The sequence below is a fragment of the Burkholderia sp. AU4i genome, from assembly GCF_000466765.1.
Taxonomy (GTDB): Bacteria; Pseudomonadota; Gammaproteobacteria; order Burkholderiales; family Burkholderiaceae; genus Burkholderia; species Burkholderia cepacia.
The window spans coordinates 1-15,803 of sequence record NZ_ASSI01000035.1 but is presented as its reverse complement, the minus strand read 5'-3'; the positions used below and the strand labels follow the sequence as shown (position 1 = coordinate 15,803).

The 15,803-nt window shown below is 63.8% G+C and carries 18 protein-coding genes; 16 read left to right on the top strand and 2 right to left on the bottom strand.

Features of this window, described 5'->3' with window-relative positions; translation table 11 throughout:
• The first annotated feature begins 34 nt into the window (after window positions 1-34).
• Complete coding sequence (locus tag L810_RS06310) at window positions 35-430, top strand: hypothetical protein (protein ID WP_042973520.1); 396 nt, start codon at window positions 35-37, stop codon at window positions 428-430.
• A gap of 162 nt (window positions 431-592) precedes the next feature.
• Here L810_RS06310 and L810_RS06305 read toward each other — a convergent pair whose 3' ends face one another.
• Window positions 593-1,555 carry a GlxA family transcriptional regulator gene (locus tag L810_RS06305; protein WP_042973518.1) on the bottom strand — a complete coding sequence of 321 codons (963 nt, stop codon included), beginning with the start codon at window positions 1,553-1,555 and terminating at the stop codon, window positions 593-595.
• Window positions 1,556-1,658: 103 nt separating this feature from the next.
• On the opposite strand from L810_RS06305, the gene L810_RS06300 reads away from it, so the two are divergent.
• The 13 genes from L810_RS06300 (at window position 1,659) to L810_RS06240 (ending at window position 13,806) form a co-directional block, all read left to right on the top strand.
• Window positions 1,659-2,132: a hypothetical protein gene (locus tag L810_RS06300; RefSeq protein WP_059503516.1), complete on the top strand. Its 474-nt coding sequence runs from the start codon at window positions 1,659-1,661 to the stop codon at window positions 2,130-2,132.
• 48 nt (window positions 2,133-2,180) lie between these two features.
• Entirely contained in the window at window positions 2,181-3,032 is an 852-nt protein-coding gene (locus L810_RS06295) for an alpha/beta fold hydrolase (protein ID WP_021157511.1), read from the top strand.
• 117 nt (window positions 3,033-3,149) lie between these two features.
• On the top strand, window positions 3,150-3,869 hold the full coding sequence (locus tag L810_RS06290; protein ID WP_021157510.1) for a hypothetical protein: 720 nt from the start codon (window positions 3,150-3,152) through the stop codon (window positions 3,867-3,869).
• A 10-nt stretch (window positions 3,870-3,879) separates the two neighbouring features.
• Window positions 3,880-4,926: an alcohol dehydrogenase gene (locus L810_RS06285; protein WP_021157509.1), complete on the top strand. Its 1,047-nt coding sequence runs from the start codon at window positions 3,880-3,882 to the stop codon at window positions 4,924-4,926.
• The gene (locus tag L810_RS06280; RefSeq protein WP_021157508.1) at window positions 4,923-5,642 is read left to right on the top strand and encodes a hypothetical protein; all 720 of its coding nucleotides are present in this window, start codon (window positions 4,923-4,925) and stop codon (window positions 5,640-5,642) included. The genes L810_RS06285 and L810_RS06280 overlap by 4 nt, the downstream gene beginning before the upstream one ends.
• 41 nt (window positions 5,643-5,683) lie before the next feature.
• On the top strand, window positions 5,684-6,538 hold the full coding sequence (locus L810_RS06275) for an alpha/beta fold hydrolase (RefSeq protein ID WP_021157507.1): 855 nt from the start codon (window positions 5,684-5,686) through the stop codon (window positions 6,536-6,538).
• A gap of 36 nt (window positions 6,539-6,574) precedes the next feature.
• Window positions 6,575-7,582, top strand: a complete 1,008-nt coding sequence (locus L810_RS06270) for a zinc-binding alcohol dehydrogenase family protein (RefSeq protein ID WP_021157506.1) — start codon at window positions 6,575-6,577, stop codon at window positions 7,580-7,582.
• 38 nt (window positions 7,583-7,620) lie between these two features.
• Window positions 7,621-8,442, top strand: a complete 822-nt coding sequence (locus tag L810_RS06265; RefSeq protein ID WP_021157505.1) for an alpha/beta fold hydrolase — start codon at window positions 7,621-7,623, stop codon at window positions 8,440-8,442.
• A gap of 118 nt (window positions 8,443-8,560) precedes the next feature.
• Window positions 8,561-10,003, top strand: coding sequence for a catalase (locus tag L810_RS06260; RefSeq protein WP_021157504.1), 1,443 nt, complete (start codon window positions 8,561-8,563; stop codon window positions 10,001-10,003).
• Window positions 10,004-10,134: 131 nt separating this feature from the next.
• On the top strand, window positions 10,135-11,499 hold the full coding sequence (locus tag L810_RS06255; RefSeq protein ID WP_021157503.1) for an FAD-dependent oxidoreductase: 1,365 nt from the start codon (window positions 10,135-10,137) through the stop codon (window positions 11,497-11,499).
• Between the two features lie 342 nt (window positions 11,500-11,841).
• Window positions 11,842-12,555: a PadR family transcriptional regulator gene (locus L810_RS06250; protein WP_021157502.1), complete on the top strand. Its 714-nt coding sequence runs from the start codon at window positions 11,842-11,844 to the stop codon at window positions 12,553-12,555.
• 37 nt (window positions 12,556-12,592) lie between these two features.
• Window positions 12,593-13,414, top strand: coding sequence for a siderophore-interacting protein (locus L810_RS06245; protein ID WP_021157501.1), 822 nt, complete (start codon window positions 12,593-12,595; stop codon window positions 13,412-13,414).
• A 167-nt stretch (window positions 13,415-13,581) separates the two neighbouring features.
• A complete protein-coding gene (locus L810_RS06240) occupies window positions 13,582-13,806 on the top strand; it encodes a hypothetical protein (RefSeq protein WP_021157500.1) in 225 nt (74 codons plus the stop codon).
• A gap of 24 nt (window positions 13,807-13,830) precedes the next feature.
• On the opposite strand, the gene L810_RS06235 is transcribed toward L810_RS06240, so the two are convergent.
• Window positions 13,831-14,412 (bottom strand): undecaprenyl-diphosphatase, encoded by a 582-nt coding sequence (locus L810_RS06235; RefSeq protein WP_021157499.1) that lies wholly within the window; start codon window positions 14,410-14,412, stop codon window positions 13,831-13,833.
• A gap of 443 nt (window positions 14,413-14,855) precedes the next feature.
• On the opposite strand from L810_RS06235, the gene L810_RS06230 reads away from it, so the two are divergent.
• Window positions 14,856-15,596: an acetoacetate decarboxylase gene (locus tag L810_RS06230; RefSeq protein ID WP_021157498.1), complete on the top strand. Its 741-nt coding sequence runs from the start codon at window positions 14,856-14,858 to the stop codon at window positions 15,594-15,596.
• 52 nt (window positions 15,597-15,648) lie between these two features.
• The coding region (locus L810_RS06225; protein ID WP_042973515.1) for an SDR family NAD(P)-dependent oxidoreductase at window positions 15,649-15,803 on the top strand (155 nt) is incomplete at its 3' end.

Below are 15,803 nucleotides of genomic sequence, written 5' to 3'. Positions count from 1 at the left end.
ATTGAGCGGTCTAGGTGTGCAACCGGACACCCTCATGGAATCCGACATTACCGGCAGGTCCGGCGATTTCGCCCAATTCATGGCGTCATTGAGAGAGCCGATAAGCATCGCTCCGATCATCTCGGCAAGACGTTTCGCAGTTGCCTTGCACATCGATATGCAGACGCTCGCGCGGCTGGCCCATGTACACCGCAACACGGTGAGCCGCCTGGAGGGCTCGGAGAGCGTCCAGAAGTTCCTTCGAGAGGCGCTTCGGATCATCCGGGCGGCAACCGATATCTCAGGTGACGTGCAGAGCGCGCTCTTCTGGTATCGCAATGATCCGTTGCCAATCTTTGACTACAAGACTGCCGAACAGCTTGTATCGGAGGGACGTACAGAGGACTTGCTGCGCTATATCACATCGCTTGAAGCAGGCGCCGCCGGATAAGATTGAGAACACCCGTTGCGGGTCTGCCAAATAGCAGCTAATCACGAGCAAGCTCGTCGATCGGTCCGAGCTACTCCGGGCGCTGCCGACGACGGCAAGAGAGTTTTGCTGACATGCCGCAGGCTGTGCCCGCAAAACCTTAAGAGTGACGCGCCAATACTACTAAACGGTCTCGCCGGCAGCTTGACTGCGGCTATCTCGCCTCAGTGATTGGGGGCTGACTCCATACCCGCGTACGAACACTTCACGCAAATGGCGCCGGTCACGGAATCCGGTCTCGCGTGCGATGATCTCGAGGGAATGCCGGCTGCATTCCACCATGTTCCTCGCGACCTCCAGACGAAGTTGCTCGATCGCCTTGGCCGGAGACTGACCAGTCTCGGAGAGGAAAATGCGCCCGAACTGCCGCGTGCTGAGATGCGCGGCCTTTGCCAGATCATCGACGCGCAGCGGCTTCGACAGATTCTGACGCGCATACGCCAGCGCCATCTGGATTCTGTCCGACTTCGGTGCGAGTTCGAGCAGTTGCGACCGCTGCGGCTGTCCGCCGGAGCGCCGACGCTCCATGACGAGCACGCGCGCGACCGAGGTCGCGATATCCGGGCCGAGATCCTTCTCAACCATGCCGAGCGCGAGGTCCATCGCCGCGGTAAGTCCCGCTGACGTCCAGATGGACTCGTCGACGATAAAGATGCGATCGTCCTCGACTTGTGTGAGAGGGTAGCGTGCTTTCAACGCTTCCACATAGGCCCAATGCGTGGTGGCACGTCGCCCGTCGAGGAGGCCCGCTTCCGCCAGTGCGAACGCGCCGGTGCACAGTCCCGCAATGCGTCGCGAGCGCGCGGAAGCATCGACGATCAATTCGAGCTCGCTGGCGGGCGTGACGTGATTGGTCGGATCGATCACGCCACTGATCATCCACGTGTCCGCGGCAGTCCGGCTGTTCATCGCTTCGGTTACGACCGAGACACCCAGGGACGAGCGAATCGGCCCCCCGGAAACCGAATAGTTCGTCACCTGATAGACACGTTCGCGTGCTAGCACATTCGCGAACTCGAATATCGTTTGCGTGCCGATGGCCATGACCTGAAATTCGTCAGTCAGCAAATAGCCAATCCGATGCATCCTCGCCACCGTCCGTCGTGTCCGAAAAAATGATTATAAATGTCGTTGGAAAAGCACGCTGACCGCGCGGATGATAAGCACTCGATTCAACGCACTGCCGAGCATGCAAACAGCCATGTCGCCGGGTCGCGGAACCGCCGTCGTAAGCAGGGCGCTGTCGATCATAGGCGCCGCTTACGCGGAGCATCTTGCGAAAAACGGCTATGACCTTGTTCTGATCGACGAGATTCGGCCGCTTCTCAACGAGATGGCCGACGAACTGACGACGCGCTGTCGCCGGGCCGTCGAGGTAGTCGTGGTCGATGGCGGATCGGACGTCGACCTGACGGGCGTCCGAGCGAAGATCGATCAGGATGCAAGCATCGTTCTGGTCGTCAACGTCATGGACGGAAATGGCTGCCCGCTGCTTTCCGGCGAGCAGGTCAACGCGTTGATCGAATTTATCGGGCCGGATTCCGCAATCACCTGCGCAGCGATCGGAAAGTTTTCGTCGCGACGGGGTGACGTGAACGTGTATGCCGCAGGCGTCCTGATTACGGCATCCGGGCAAGTAGATGATTTGCCGCGCCTCGTTTAGCGAGGAAATTTATTTACTGAATGACTGGCTCAAACAGCGGACATATATATGGCTCATGTTTCTCAAAGCACGAATGCCACGACCCGATTTGTCGAGGTCGCAGGCCGGCGTCTCGCGTATCGCACGTTCGGAAGCGGAATACCGCTGGTGCTTTGCGTGCGATTTCGCGGAACGATGGACTCGTGGGACTCCCTGTTCCTGGACAGTCTGGTCGAGCAAGGCTTCCAGGTTACGACGTTCGACTACAGCGGTCTCGGCCAGTCGAGCGGCGAGCCGACCTATAGTCCGGCGTCGCTCGCCAAGGACGCGATCGATTTGATCGCCGCGCTGGAACTCGGCAAGGTCGTGATCGGCGGATGGTCGATCGGCGGCATGGTCGCGCAGATCGTATTGGCCACCGCGCCTCGATTGATCAGCCACGCGGTGTTGATCGCGACGACGCCGCCGGGCCCGCTGGTCAAGCCGGCAGACCCGCTGTTTTACGAAATGGCGAAACGCGAAAACGACTTCGAAGACTTCGTCTCACTGTTCTTCGAACCGGCTTCGCCGGCGAGCCGCGCCGCGGCCGAAGCGTCCGCGCAGCGACTCGCGCAGCCGCGCGCGGATGCTAGCCCGCCGGTACCGTACGAATGGGCAGGGAAGCAGCTCGGAGACGGTCCGAAAAATCCCGCGTTTCCGGCAGATGCGGTGCTCGACGCACTGAAGTCGACACCGATTCCCGTTCTCCATATCGGCGGGGACCACGACATCGTCTTCCCGGTCGAGAACTGGTACGCGCTCAACGGCCAGTTGCCGACGATGCATCTGGTGACGTTCCCGCGTGCCGGGCACGGCCCGCAACTCGAACATCCGCGATCGACCGCCCGGCATATCGCCGCATTCGTCGGCGCGACGTCGTAGCACGCGCATACGCGACACGATCGACCGCGGCGCGGGCGTCGCTCGCCAGCGTCGCGAATACATGACGATGCCAGTCGCTTCGATACGACAACCCGATATTTCGATTAGGACACTTTAATGAATCGCTTGATCCAGCTGGCGCTGGACGCCGCGGGTGGGCTCGACCGCTTTCTCGGTTTCCGGACAGTCTCCGCCCGCCTCCATCACACCGGCGCGCTGTGGTCGCTGAAGCAACGGGACGGTGTGCTGACCGATTGCCGTGTAACGGTCGATCTTCACGAGCAGCGCGTGTCGCACGAACCGTTCGCGCCGACCGACGCCCATTCCGTCTATACGCCGTCTCGCGTCGAGATCCGGCGTCCGAACGGGAGCGTCATCGAGACGCTCGAGCAGCCTCGCGCGTCGTTCGACGGGTACGAGATGGAGACACCGTGGTCGAATCCGCAACTCGCCTATTTCGCCGGCTACACGATGTGGACTTACCTGACGTCGCCGTTCCTGCTTCGACACGACGGTATCGACGCGCACGAAATCGACCCGTGGACCGTCGATGGGCTCACGTGGCGGCGGCTGCGAGTCGAATTCGCGCCGTCCATCGCGACCCACAGCGCGACCCAGACGTTCTATTTCGATGCCGACGGCCTGCTGCGCCGTCACGACTATGAAGTCGACATCCAGGGGCGCAATGCCGCGGCTCGCTACGTCGGCGATTACGTCGAGGTGCAGGGCATCCGGATGCCGACCCGCTTTCGCATCTACCCGCGTACGCCCGAGAACGTCGCGCTGCCCGAGCCGTTGATCGTCGGCGTCGATCTGTCCGATTTTCGCTTCGAATAACGGAGGGCACATGGAACAGCAAACGACTTACCGCGCCGCAGTCGTAACGGGCCCCGGCCGATTGAGCATCGTCGATCGGCTGGTGCAGCGCCCGGCATATGGGCAGGTTCGCATTCGCGTCGAGGCTTGCGGCGTCTGTCATTCCGACAGCGCGACCGTCGAGCGTGCGACGCAGGACGGTGCGGCTCAGCGCGTGCCTGGCCACGAAGTCGTCGGGCGCATCGACGCGATCGGTGAAGGCGTTGCCGGCTGGGAAATCGGCCAGCGCGTCGGTGTCGGCTTTCTCGGTGGCGAGGATCGCGTATGCCCGTCGTGCCGGCATGGCGACGCCGTCAATTGCGAGAATCCGGTCATCACGGGCATGACGGTCGATGGCGGCTACGCCGAAATGATGCTGGCCGAGGCCCGCGGTCTCGTCCGCGTGCCCGAGGAACTGGATGCAGCAGAGGCCGCGCCACTACTGTGCGCGGGGTTGACCACGTTCAACGCACTGCGCAACGCGGGCGCCCGCGCGGGCGACGTCGTCGCGATTCATGGAATCGGCGGGCTCGGGCATCTCGCGGTCCAGTTCGCGAACCGCATGGGCTTTCATACCGTCGCGATTGCACGCGGTGCCGACAAGCGCGCGCTTGCGCTGGAACTCGGCGCGCGCCGCTATATCGACGCGAGCGTCGAAGACGTCCCGGGCGCGCTGCGCGCGCTAGGTGGCGCCAAGGTCATCCTGGGCACCGCGCCGACCGGCAAGGGCATGTCTGACGTGGTGCCAGGGCTGTCACCGCGCGGCAAGCTCGTCGTCGTGGCGGTACCGGGCGAGCCGATCACGTTGAACGCGCTCGATCTCGTGTTCGGCGGCCGCTCCGTGGCGGGCGCGTTGACCGGCACGGTCGCCGACAACGAGGAGACGTTGTCGTTCGCGCAGCTGCAGAACGTGCGGCCGCTCGTCGAAACGTTCCCGCTCGACCACGCACAACTGGCGTATGACCGGATGATGCGCGCGGAAGTCCGCTTTCGCGCGGTCCTCGTGATGAATGACGAACCCAACGGAGCCGCAGCATGAACACACTCGCTCAAACGATCATCGACGCACATGGCGGGCTGGCCCAGTGGCGCAAGTTCACCCGCGTTCGCGCGAACCTGGTGCAGGGCGGCGTCCTGTGGCCGTTGAAGGGGCAAGCCGGTGTGCTTGACCGTACGTCCGTGACCGTGGCGACCGACCGCCAGTGGGCTTCGCACGCGCCGTTCGGAACCCTCGCCGCACGCAGCGATTTCACGGGCGGGCACGTTGCGCTGCTCGACGGTAACGAGCACATCCTGGATGCACGCGACCAGCCCCGCGCGTCGTTCGCCGGCCACGTGCTGGAAACCGGCTGGGACGCATTGCAGCTCGCGTTTTTCGCCGGCTGCGCGATGTGGACGTATCTGAACACGCCGTTTCTTCTTGCCTGGGACGGCGTCGAGTCCGAGGACGCAGGGCAATGGCATGAACGCGGCGAGACCTGGCGAAAGATCGTCGTGCGTTATCCGGCTTCGCTCGAAGTGTTCAGCAAGGTCCAGGCGATCTACGTCGGATCCGACCATCTGGTCCGGCGCCTCGACTACGACGTCGAGATTGCCGGCAGCACACCGGGCGCGCACTACGTCGACGGCTATACCACGGTCTCCGGGATTCGCATCCCGACCCGCCGGCGGATCTATCCACGCCAGCAAGACGGCACCTCGGTCGAGCAACCGCTCGTCGTGTCGATCGACCTGCACGACATCACGCTACTTTGACATCGACGAACGCGCGACGCGCGTCGAAAGGACTTGCAACCATGAATTCTACGATTCGGGCCGCCAACGCGCCGACGCAATATGTGGACGCGGCGGGCGTGCGCTACGCGTTTCGCCGGTTTGGTCGCAGCGGCCGCGTGCCGCTCCTCTGTCTGCAACACTTCACGGGCACGCTCGACAACTGGGATCCGGCGATCGTCGATGCGCTCGCCGAGGATCGCGAGGTGATCCTGTTCGACAACGCAGGCGTCGGCGCGTCGGGCGGCGAAGTGCCGACGACGGTCGCCGGAATGGCCGAGCATGCGATGCGTTTCATCGACGCGATCGGCCTGACGAGGCTGCACATTCTCGGGTTTTCGCTGGGCGGCTTCGTCGCGCAGGAAATCGCGCTCGCGCGGCCGGCCGCCATCGGCCGCCTGATCCTTTCAGGCAGCGCACCCGAAGGCGGAGAAGGCGCGGGCATGGACCGCCCCGAGCTCGTCGCGATCTACACGGACGGTGACATGCCGATGAACGAGAAGCTCAAGCGCCTGTTCTTCCCCGCCACCGCCGACGCCCAGGTCGCCGCCGCGGCGTTTATCGACCGCCTCGAGACGCGCGGCACCGAGCGCGACACGCCGGCGGGCGCTCGGGTGGCTACGGCACAACTGCAGGCGATGATCGCCTGGGCGAACTGGCGTGGCGACGTGCGCGGGAAACTGGCGGGCATCGCGCATCCGGTGCTCGTGACCAACGGCGACAACGACATCATGATTCCGACGAAGAACTCGCTCCTGCTCGCCGATGGCTTGCCGAATGCGACCTTGATCGTCTATCCGAATTCCGGCCACGGCGCGCTGTTTCAGTACGCATCTGCGTACGTATCGCACGTGCGCGTGTTTCTGGATGGCGCATGAGCGCCGCCACCCATCTTCCATCATGAGGACTGCTTCATGAAAGCCATCGTTTACGCCACGGCCGGCCTGCCGATCGATGATCCGCAGTCGCTGTACGAAGCCGAACTGCCCAAGCCGGAACCGGGGCCCCGCGATCTGCTCGTGCGGATCGACGCCATCGCGGTCAATCCCGTCGACCTGAAACTGCGTCAGGGCGTGCAGCCGGGCGAGCCTCGGATTCTCGGGTGGGACGCGGCGGGCACGGTAGAGGCGGTCGGCGGCAGCGTCGAACTGTTCGCGCCGGGCGACCGGGTCTGGTATGCGGGCGACATCACGCGGCCGGGCAGCTATGCGGAATACGGCCTCGTGGACGAGCGCATCGCGAGCCGCCGGCCGGCTACGCTATCGGCGGCCGACGCTGCTGCGCTGCCGCTGACCGCCATTACCGCGTGGGAGTTGCTGTTCGATCGCCTGCATGTCGCGGAGGGCGGCGGAGCCGGGCAAAGCCTGCTCGTGATCGGTGCTGGCGGCGGCGTCGGCTCGATCCTGATCCAGCTAGCGCGCAAGCTGACCGCGCTGACGGTCGTCGGTACGGCGTCGCGGCCGGAAACGCAGGCGTGGGTCGCCGGGCTAGGCGCGCATCACGTCATCGACCATGCAAAGCCGCTCAAGTCGCAACTGGCCGTAGCCGGTATTGAGCAGGTCGATCACGTGATCAGCCTCACCCATACCGACACGTACTACGCGCAAATCGTCGAGATCCTGAAGCCCGAAGGCCAGCTTGCGCTGATCGACGATCCGGCGACGCTCGATGCGATGCCGCTGAAGCGCAAGTCGATTTCTCTCCACTGGGAATTCATGTTTACGCGGTCGATGTATCGCACGCCTGACATGATTCGCCAGCACGCGCTGCTCGAGCGCGTCGCCACGCTGATCGACGACGGCGTGCTGAAGAGCACCGTCGGCGAACACCTCGGCAGGATCGACGCCGCCAACCTGCGCCGTGCGCACGCATTGCTCGAAGCCGGCCGCGCAAAGGGCAAGATCGTGCTGGAAGGCTTCTGAGGCCCCTCGACGCATTCCTCACTCATTCCGGGAAGACCATGAGCACCATCACCACACAAGACGGCACGCAAATTTTCTACAAGGACTGGGGCGCAGGCCGTCCGGTCGTATTCTCCCACGGCTGGCCGCTCAACGCAGATGCGTGGGACGCGCAGATGCTGTTCCTGTTGCAACACGGGTATCGCGTGATCGCACACGACCGCCGCGGTCACGGACGTTCGGACCAGCCGTCGCAAGGCAACGACATGGACACTTACGCCGACGATCTCGCCGCGCTGCTGGACGCGCTGGATCTGCGTGAAGCGACGCTGGTGGGCCATTCGACGGGCGGTGGGGAAGTCGCTCACTACATCGGCAGGCACGGCACGAATCGCGTCGCGAAGGCGGTGCTGATCGGTGCCGTGCCGCCGATCATGCTGAAGACCGACGCGAATCCGGGCGGCCTGCCGCTCGACGCATTCGACGGAATCCGCAAGGGCGTCGCCGACAACCGCTCACAGTTCTACAAGGATCTCGCGATCCCGTTCTTCGGCTTCAATCGCGCCGATGCCCAGGTGTCGCAAGGCACAATCGACGCGTTCTGGGCGCAGGGCATGACCGGTGGCATTCACGGCCAATACCAGTGCATCCGCGAGTTTTCGGAAGTGGATTACACCGAAGACCTGAAGAAGATCGACGTGCCGACGCTGATCCTGCACGGCGACGACGACCAGATTGTGCCGATCGAAGACTCGGGCCGGCTGTCGGCCGGGATCGTAAAGAACGCGACGCTGAAGGTCTACGCGGGCGGATCGCACGGAATGTGCGTGGTGAATGCGGATCAGGTCAACGCCGACCTGCTCGCTTTCCTGCAGTCGTAACACGCGGCGTTTGGCCGGCGCGCGACGACGTCGACGGCGCTCTGCCAGGTACGCCGCTCCCGCGGCGTAGGCCAGCTTTTCCTACCTTCTCCTTCGACCTGCGCGTCGACATCGGATCATGAATTCCAACCTTCTCACGAATGCCGCCGGCTCGCCCGTCGCGGACAACCAGAACTCGATGACCGCCGGTTCGCGCGGCCCCGTGATGCTCCAGGACGTATGGCTGCTTGAAAAGCTCGCCCACTTCGACCGTGAGGTGATCCCGGAGCGCCGCGTGCACGCAAAGGGCTCCGGCGCGTTCGGCACCCTCACGGTGACGCGCGACATCACGCAATACACGAAGGCGAAGGTGTTTTCGCGAGTCGGCACCGAGACACCGCTGTTCATCCGTTTCTCCACGGTGGCCGGCGAACGCGGCGCCGCCGATGCCGAGCGCGACGTGCGCGGCTTCTCGATCAAGTTCTACACCGAAGACGGGAACTGGGACGTCGTCGGCAACAACACGCCGGTCTTCTTCATTCGCGATCCGCTCAAGTTTCCCGATTTCATCCACACACAGAAACGCGACCCGCACACGAACCTGCGCAGCAACATCGCCGCGTGGGATTTCTGGTCGCGCCACCCCGAGTCACTGCATCAGGTCACCATCCTGATGAGCGATCGCGGCATTCCGAAGAACTACCGGCAAATGCATGGCTTCGGCTCGCATACCTATTCGCTCGTCAACGAGAACGACGAACGTTTCTGGGTGAAGTTCCATTTCAAGTCGCTCAATGGTGTCGAGCACTATACGAACAACGAAGCTGCTCAGGTCGTCGCGCACGACCGTGAGAGCGCACAGCGCGACCTCGTCGAGAACATCGATCATGGCAATTTCCCGCGCTGGGCGTTCCGTATCCAGGTGATGCCCGAGGCCGATGCGGCTAAGGTGCCGTACAACCCGTTCGACATCACGAAGGTGTGGCCGCATGCGGACTACCCGCTGATTGACGTCGGCGTGATCGAGCTGAACCGCAATCCACAAAACTACTTCGCCGACGTGGAGCAGGCCGCGTTCACGCCGGCGAACGTGGTGCCCGGCATCGGCTTCTCGCCCGACCGGCTGTTGCAGGGCCGCCTCTTTTCGTACGGCGACACGCAGCGTTACCGGCTGGGCGTGAATCACCATCAGATTCCGGTGAACGCGCCGAAGTGCCCGGTCCATTCGTTTCATCGCGACGGCGCGATGCGCGTTGACGGCAATTTGGGCAGCACGGTGAACTACGAGCCGAACAGCTTCGGCGAATTCGCGCAGGACCGCAACGCGCCCGAGCCGCCGCTCGCGGCTGGCGCGGTGGACCGCTACGACCATCGCGAGGACGACGATTACTACAGCCAGCCGGCCGCGCTCTTCCGCCTGTTCGATGCCGGGCAGCGTGCGCGGCTGTTCGACAACATCGCCCGGCATATCGCCGGCGTTCCCGTGGAAATCGTCCAGCGCCAGCTCGACCACTTCCATCGTGTGGACCCGGCCTACGGGGCAGGCGTTCGCGACGCAATCGAGAAACTCGGCTCGCGCTGATGCGGCGAGGCAACTCCGTGCCGGCGGAAGTCCGTGCTTCGCCGGCACGGGACACCGGAAACTGCGTGCGGGCGATCTGCCGATTCGATCGCGCACGCTCCAGCGTTCATTGAAACGAAAAGGATCTCGAAATGGCAGAAACCAAACGATACGACTATCTGTTTCTCGGTGGCGGAAAAGGCGGCAAATCGCTCGCGATGGATATGGCACGCCAAGGTAAACGGGTTGCGGTAATCGAGCGCGGCATGATTGGGGGATCCTGCATCAACGTCGCCTGTATCCCGAGCAAGGCGCTTATTCATGCGGCGCGCTCGATGCAGGTGTGGCGGGAAGCTTCGAAGCAACCGGAGTTGTCGGCGAATATGGAGCGCGTGTCCGAAAGCGTTAGGTCCGTGGTGGGCGGCATGATCGAGATCAATCGTCGCGCGTTCGAGCAGTCGGGCCTCGACCTCGTCATCGGCGCCGGCCGCTTTGTCGGACCGCGTACGATCGTGGTGCGGTCCGACGACGGGGCCGAAACCGTCTACAAAGGCGAAAACGTCTACATCAACACCGGCACCGTGGCGGCCATGCCCGATATCACCGGGCTGCGCGATGCGCATCCGCTCACCCATGTCGAAGCATTGCGCCTCGACGTGCTACCCGAACACCTCGTGGTGCTGGGCGGCGGCTACATCGGCCTCGAGATGGCCCAGGCGTTTCGTCGTCTTGGCAGCCGGGTCACCCTGCTCAGCGATACGCCGCGCGTCGCGATGCGCGAAGACGAGGATGTCAGCGTGGTGATCCAGCAGACGCTTCTCGAGGACGGCATCGAGCTTAGGCTCGGCACGAAGATTGTTGCGGTCCACGGCAGAAGCGGTGCGAGCGTCACGGTTGATTTCGCCGACGGAAGCTCCGTGACCGGTACGCACCTGCTTGTGGCCGCCGGGCGCAAGCCTCAGACGGATGCGATCGGGCTGGATCTCGCGGGCGTCGAGACAGATGCACGAGGCTTAATCAAGGTCGACCACCGGCTTGCAACCACAGCCGAGCGCACCTGGGCAATCGGCGAGGTCGCCGGCACGCCGATGTTCACGCACGCGTCGTTCGACGACTACCGCGTTCTCAAGGCGGGTATCGAAGGCCGTCCGGCGAGTACCGAAAAGCGCATCATCCCCTATGCGCTGTTTATCGATCCGGAACTGGGCCGCGTCGGCTTGAACGAATCAGAAGCAGATGCCCTGAAGATCGACGTCCGTGTGGCGAAGCTGCCGATGACGTCGGTGCCGCGCGCGCGTACCGACGGAAAAACTCGGGGTTTCATGAAGGCGCTGGTCGAGCCAGATACCGGCAGGATCCTCGGATTCACGATGCTGGGTACCGGCGCTGGTGACGTGACGACAGCCGTGCAAATGGCGATGCTCGGCGGACTGCCTTATATGGCCGTTCGCGATGCAATCATCGCGCATCCCCTCATTTCCGAGGGGCTGAATTTGCTCTTCGCAACTTTACCGTAACACCCAATTCTGCATAGGCCCTCCTAATCGTGGATTGCTCCAGCAAGCGTGCTCAGAGCGTCGAGTCGACTATGTCGGCACGCTCGTCTACCGAGACAGGCAAGCGGATCGACAGATGTTCGATGCCTTGGCAACCGGACTCGCCCGCTCGAATTTAGACTATTGAAAATAATAATTTGATAGTTTTGTTCAAATACCGCAAAAGAGATCACCTTTTTTGCCAACCTACAAAAGAGGTCACCTTTTAGCCGGCCCCCACCATCCATCCCCAATAAATCCCCTTGACGGCCTATCTTTCGATATATATCTTTAGATATGTTTTCCGACATATAGGACACGATCATGCGACACAACCCTTCCCGCGGCCATGCCCGAAGCGACGGTCATGGTGCGCATGCCCGCCCTGACTGGTTCGCCGGTCTCTGGTACGCGATCGGCCGCCACCGTCGCGGCCACGATCCGTTCGGTGGCGGCGGCCCGTTCGGCGGCCGCGGCGGGCGCGGCGGCTTTGGCGATTTCGGCGACGACGGCATGCCACGCGGCCGCCAGTTCAGCTCCGACGATCTCCAGTTGCTGTTGCTTGCGCTCGTCGCCGAGCAGCCGAGTCACGGTTACGAGCTGATCAAGGCGCTCGACACGCGTTCGAACGGTTTCTACAGCCCGAGCCCCGGCATGGTGTATCCGGCGCTCACGTATCTCGAAGAAGTCGGCTTCGTCGCGTCGCAGGCGGAAGGCAACCGCAAGCGTTATGCACTGACCGACGCCGGCCGCACCCATCTCGACGCCCAGCGCGAACGGGTCGACACGCTGTTCGCACGCCTCACGCACCTCGCGCGCAAGATGGAGTTCATGCGCCGTGCGTTCGCCGGGGAATCGGCGGGCAACGAAACGCAGGACGAAACGCAAGCAGGCTGGCTGCCGGAGTTCGTCGAGGCGCGCCTCGCACTCAAGCGCGCGTTGCTGCACAAGAGCGCAGCCGGCCCGGATGAACAGCGCCGCGTCGCGACCATCTTGCGCCGCGCGACGGGCGAAATCGAAGGGGGCACCGGCGCGTGATCCGCGCCGCCCCGTCAAACCTCAGGAGAACGGATTGATGCAGAACACATCCGAGCGCACCGTGACCCGCGTGCGCCACACCCTCAAGTTCCGCTTGCTGCAGGTCCTGCGCGTGCATGCCGTGACGCCGCACCTGCTGCGCGTCACGCTCGGCGGCCCCGATCTCGCGGATTTCGAATCCGCGTCGTTCGACGATCACGTGAAGGTATTTTTCCCGCCGCCCGGCGCCGAACGGCCTGCGATGCCGACGCTCGGCGCGAACGGTCCGGAGTTTCCGGAAGGCGAACCGAGGCCGGTCGCGCGCGACTTCACGCCGCGCCGCTTCGACCGCGCCGCCCGCGAACTCGACCTGGAATTCGTGCTGAACCATCCGGGCCCTGCGTCGCAGTGGGCCGCCCAGGCACGCGTCGGCCAATGGCTCGGCATCGGCGGCCCGCGCGGTTCGTTCGTTGTCCCGACCGGTTTCGACTGGCACCTGCTGATCGGCGACGATACGGCGCTGCCGGCTATCGCGCGGCGCCTCGAGGAATTGCCGGCCGGTGCGCGTGCGGTCGTCGTGATGGAAGTCGCGGATCGCACCGCGCAGATCGCGTTCGACACGCGCGCCGACGTGCATGAAATCTGGCGCTTCCGCGCCGAAGCCGACGCCGCGAACGGCGACGTACTGCTGAATGCTGTGCGCGACCTGCCGCTGCCGCCGTCCGGCGACGGCTACGTGTGGGCGGCAGGCGAAGCGCTGTCGATACGCGCGGTACGCCAGCACCTGACCGGCGAGCGCGGCGTCGACAAATCGCGCATCCGCGCGGCGGCCTACTGGAAGCGCGGCGCGGCGGCCGTGCACGAAACCCTGGAAGACTGACGGATGCGGGTAGCCGTCAAAGGCGTACCCGGTTGACCGGCGGATGACACAATCGTCGCGTCGGCGCACCAGCGGGCTTGGCACCGCTATCGCGACTGGTATATATCTGTGTGTGCGACGCCGCTGTCGGGCGACAGCCGTCGCAGCCTGCCCAGGAGCGTCCGGTCATGACAAAAGAAAGCCCCGCTTCGCCTTTCCTTCGCAACCTGAAGATCGCCGGCTATTGCGGCCTTGCCGCGGTGGTACTTGCGCTGTTCGTCGCGATGTGCGCGATCCTGAAGGAAAGCGCGCTCGACCGCGACGCCGCGCAACATCCGGCCGATACGCCCGAACTGCACGATGCGGGCGGCGGACCATCCGCATCGGCTGAACCGGCCAGGACACCCGGCTGACGGCGTCCGGCCCGATCCCCCCGCTTACGGCGCGTGCCGGCGCCCCATCACGACTGCATGCACCGAATCGCCGAGCCGTTCGAGCAGCGCGGTCGCGCGTTGTCCGTACAGGTGCGCGGCCAGCGCGCCGGCCGTGCCGACCAGTACGCCGCCCGCCATGTCGAACGGCCAGTGCACGCCCGCATAGATACGCCCCCATGCAATCGCCGCGGCCAACGCGGCCATCACGAACCCGGTGAGCCGGGTCGTGCCGCCGAGCATCAACCCGACTGCCATGCTCCACGCGAACGTCATGTGGTCGCTCGGGAACGAGCTGTCCGGCGCATGCGGAATCAGTTGCGTGCCGACGCCGGCCATGAACGGACGCGGCGAGAACCAGAAATGCCCGATGACCTGCGCGAGCGCGATCGCCACGCACACGCCGACGCCGGCTTCGATCGCCTGGCGCCGCGTCGTGCGTGCGCCGAAGATCCAGGTCAGCAGCAGCATCGCGGGCAGCGCATAGACGAGCCAGTCGGCGGCGAAGATGGCGAGGCGGGCAACGCCCGGCTGCGGCGCAACCCCGGCGTTGATGGCGGAAAAAAGGGTGAGATTGAGGGTCTGCATGAATCCGGTTGCGTGGGGCGTAAAAACTCGGCCGGTTGCCCGGCCTGATACGAACGATGCTAGGGCGCTCCCGCTTAAGCGATGCTTAATGCGGCAGACGCACGCGACGAAGCCCGCCGCGGCGAACGCACTTAGAGCCTGCACTGCAGCACAAGTTCACACAATTGTCATATTCCCGAGCGACAGCCTCCCGGAAAAGCTCACCTACCATCCCGGAAAGGCTCACCTTTTTCACATCGTGACGTCATCGATGCATGCGAATATCGGGACGCCGGGTGCCGTCCAGGCCGTTTGCATCATTCATCTCAATATTTACGCGTCGAATTCTACGAAATCGGCAACAATTAATTCCATATGCGGCATCGCACAACGGCAACGCACAGGCATAGGATTACGAGCTTACGAGCACTCATCCACGAAGCGATCAACAACAAGGAGTCCGCATGAAACCCAGCGATGTCCGATCGAAAGCGTTTGCGATGCCGTTGACCAGCCCTGCCTTCCCGATGGGCCCTTACCGTTTCGTCGATCGTGAGTTCCTGATCATCACGTATCGCACCGATCCGGATCGTCTCCGCGAAATCGTCCCCGAGCCGCTGCAGGTTACCGAGCCGCTCGTGCATTACGAATTCATCCGCATGGCCGATTCGACCGGCTTCGGCGATTACACCGAAAGCGGCCAGGTCATTCCCGTCGAATACAACGGCCAGCCGGGCGGCTATACGCTCGCGATGTATCTCGACGATCACCCGCCGATCGCCGGCGGCCGCGAACTGTGGGGCTTCCCGAAGAAACTCGCATCGCCCACGCTGCACGTGAACACCGACCACCTCCTCGGCACGCTCGACTACGGCAAGGTGCGCGTCGCGACCGGCACGATGGGCTACAAGCACAAGGAACTCGACATCGACGAGCAGACCAAGCGTCTTGCCGGCCCCAATTTCCTGCTGAAGATCATCCCGCACGTCGACGGCACCGCGCGCGTCTGCGAACTGGTGCGCTACTACATGCAGGACATCAAGATGAAGGGCGCGTGGACGGGCCCCGCATCGCTCGAGCTGGCGCCGCACGCGCTCGCGCCGGTAGCCGACCTCCCCGTGCTCGAAATCGTCGAAGCCCGGCACATCGTCGCGGATTTGACGCTCGGCCTCGGCGAAGTCGTCTACGATTACCTGGCTCAGTAACACGTCCGCAGTCCTTTCTCCCTGTCAAACCTTTCACCACGGGAATTCGAACATGAGCAACCTGAATGGCAAGACCGCAGTCGTCACGGGCGCCGCGAGCGGCATCGGCAAGGAAATCGCACTCGAGCTCGCGAAAGCGGGCGCGGCCGTCGCGATCGCCGACCTGAACCAGGACGGCGCGAACACCGTTGCCGACGAGATCGTCAA

Bases quoted from the DNA above. Each gene is read 5' to 3' on its own strand.
- L810_RS06310 (WP_042973520.1), top strand. From the start codon at position 35: ATGGAATCCGACATTACCGGCAGGTCCGGCGATTTCGCCCAATTCATG.
- L810_RS06305 (WP_042973518.1), bottom strand. From the start codon at position 1,555: ATGCATCGGATTGGCTATTTGCTGACTGACGAATTTCAGGTCATGGCC.
- L810_RS06300 (WP_059503516.1), top strand. From the start codon at position 1,659: ATGCAAACAGCCATGTCGCCGGGTCGCGGAACCGCCGTCGTAAGCAGG.
- L810_RS06295 (WP_021157511.1), top strand. From the start codon at position 2,181: ATGGCTCATGTTTCTCAAAGCACGAATGCCACGACCCGATTTGTCGAG.
- L810_RS06290 (WP_021157510.1), top strand. From the start codon at position 3,150: ATGAATCGCTTGATCCAGCTGGCGCTGGACGCCGCGGGTGGGCTCGAC.
- L810_RS06285 (WP_021157509.1), top strand. From the start codon at position 3,880: ATGGAACAGCAAACGACTTACCGCGCCGCAGTCGTAACGGGCCCCGGC.
- L810_RS06280 (WP_021157508.1), top strand. From the start codon at position 4,923: ATGAACACACTCGCTCAAACGATCATCGACGCACATGGCGGGCTGGCC.
- L810_RS06275 (WP_021157507.1), top strand. From the start codon at position 5,684: ATGAATTCTACGATTCGGGCCGCCAACGCGCCGACGCAATATGTGGAC.
- L810_RS06270 (WP_021157506.1), top strand. From the start codon at position 6,575: ATGAAAGCCATCGTTTACGCCACGGCCGGCCTGCCGATCGATGATCCG.
- L810_RS06265 (WP_021157505.1), top strand. From the start codon at position 7,621: ATGAGCACCATCACCACACAAGACGGCACGCAAATTTTCTACAAGGAC.
- L810_RS06260 (WP_021157504.1), top strand. From the start codon at position 8,561: ATGAATTCCAACCTTCTCACGAATGCCGCCGGCTCGCCCGTCGCGGAC.
- L810_RS06255 (WP_021157503.1), top strand. From the start codon at position 10,135: ATGGCAGAAACCAAACGATACGACTATCTGTTTCTCGGTGGCGGAAAA.
- L810_RS06250 (WP_021157502.1), top strand. From the start codon at position 11,842: ATGCGACACAACCCTTCCCGCGGCCATGCCCGAAGCGACGGTCATGGT.
- L810_RS06245 (WP_021157501.1), top strand. From the start codon at position 12,593: ATGCAGAACACATCCGAGCGCACCGTGACCCGCGTGCGCCACACCCTC.
- L810_RS06240 (WP_021157500.1), top strand. From the start codon at position 13,582: ATGACAAAAGAAAGCCCCGCTTCGCCTTTCCTTCGCAACCTGAAGATC.
- L810_RS06235 (WP_021157499.1), bottom strand. From the start codon at position 14,412: ATGCAGACCCTCAATCTCACCCTTTTTTCCGCCATCAACGCCGGGGTT.
- L810_RS06230 (WP_021157498.1), top strand. From the start codon at position 14,856: ATGAAACCCAGCGATGTCCGATCGAAAGCGTTTGCGATGCCGTTGACC.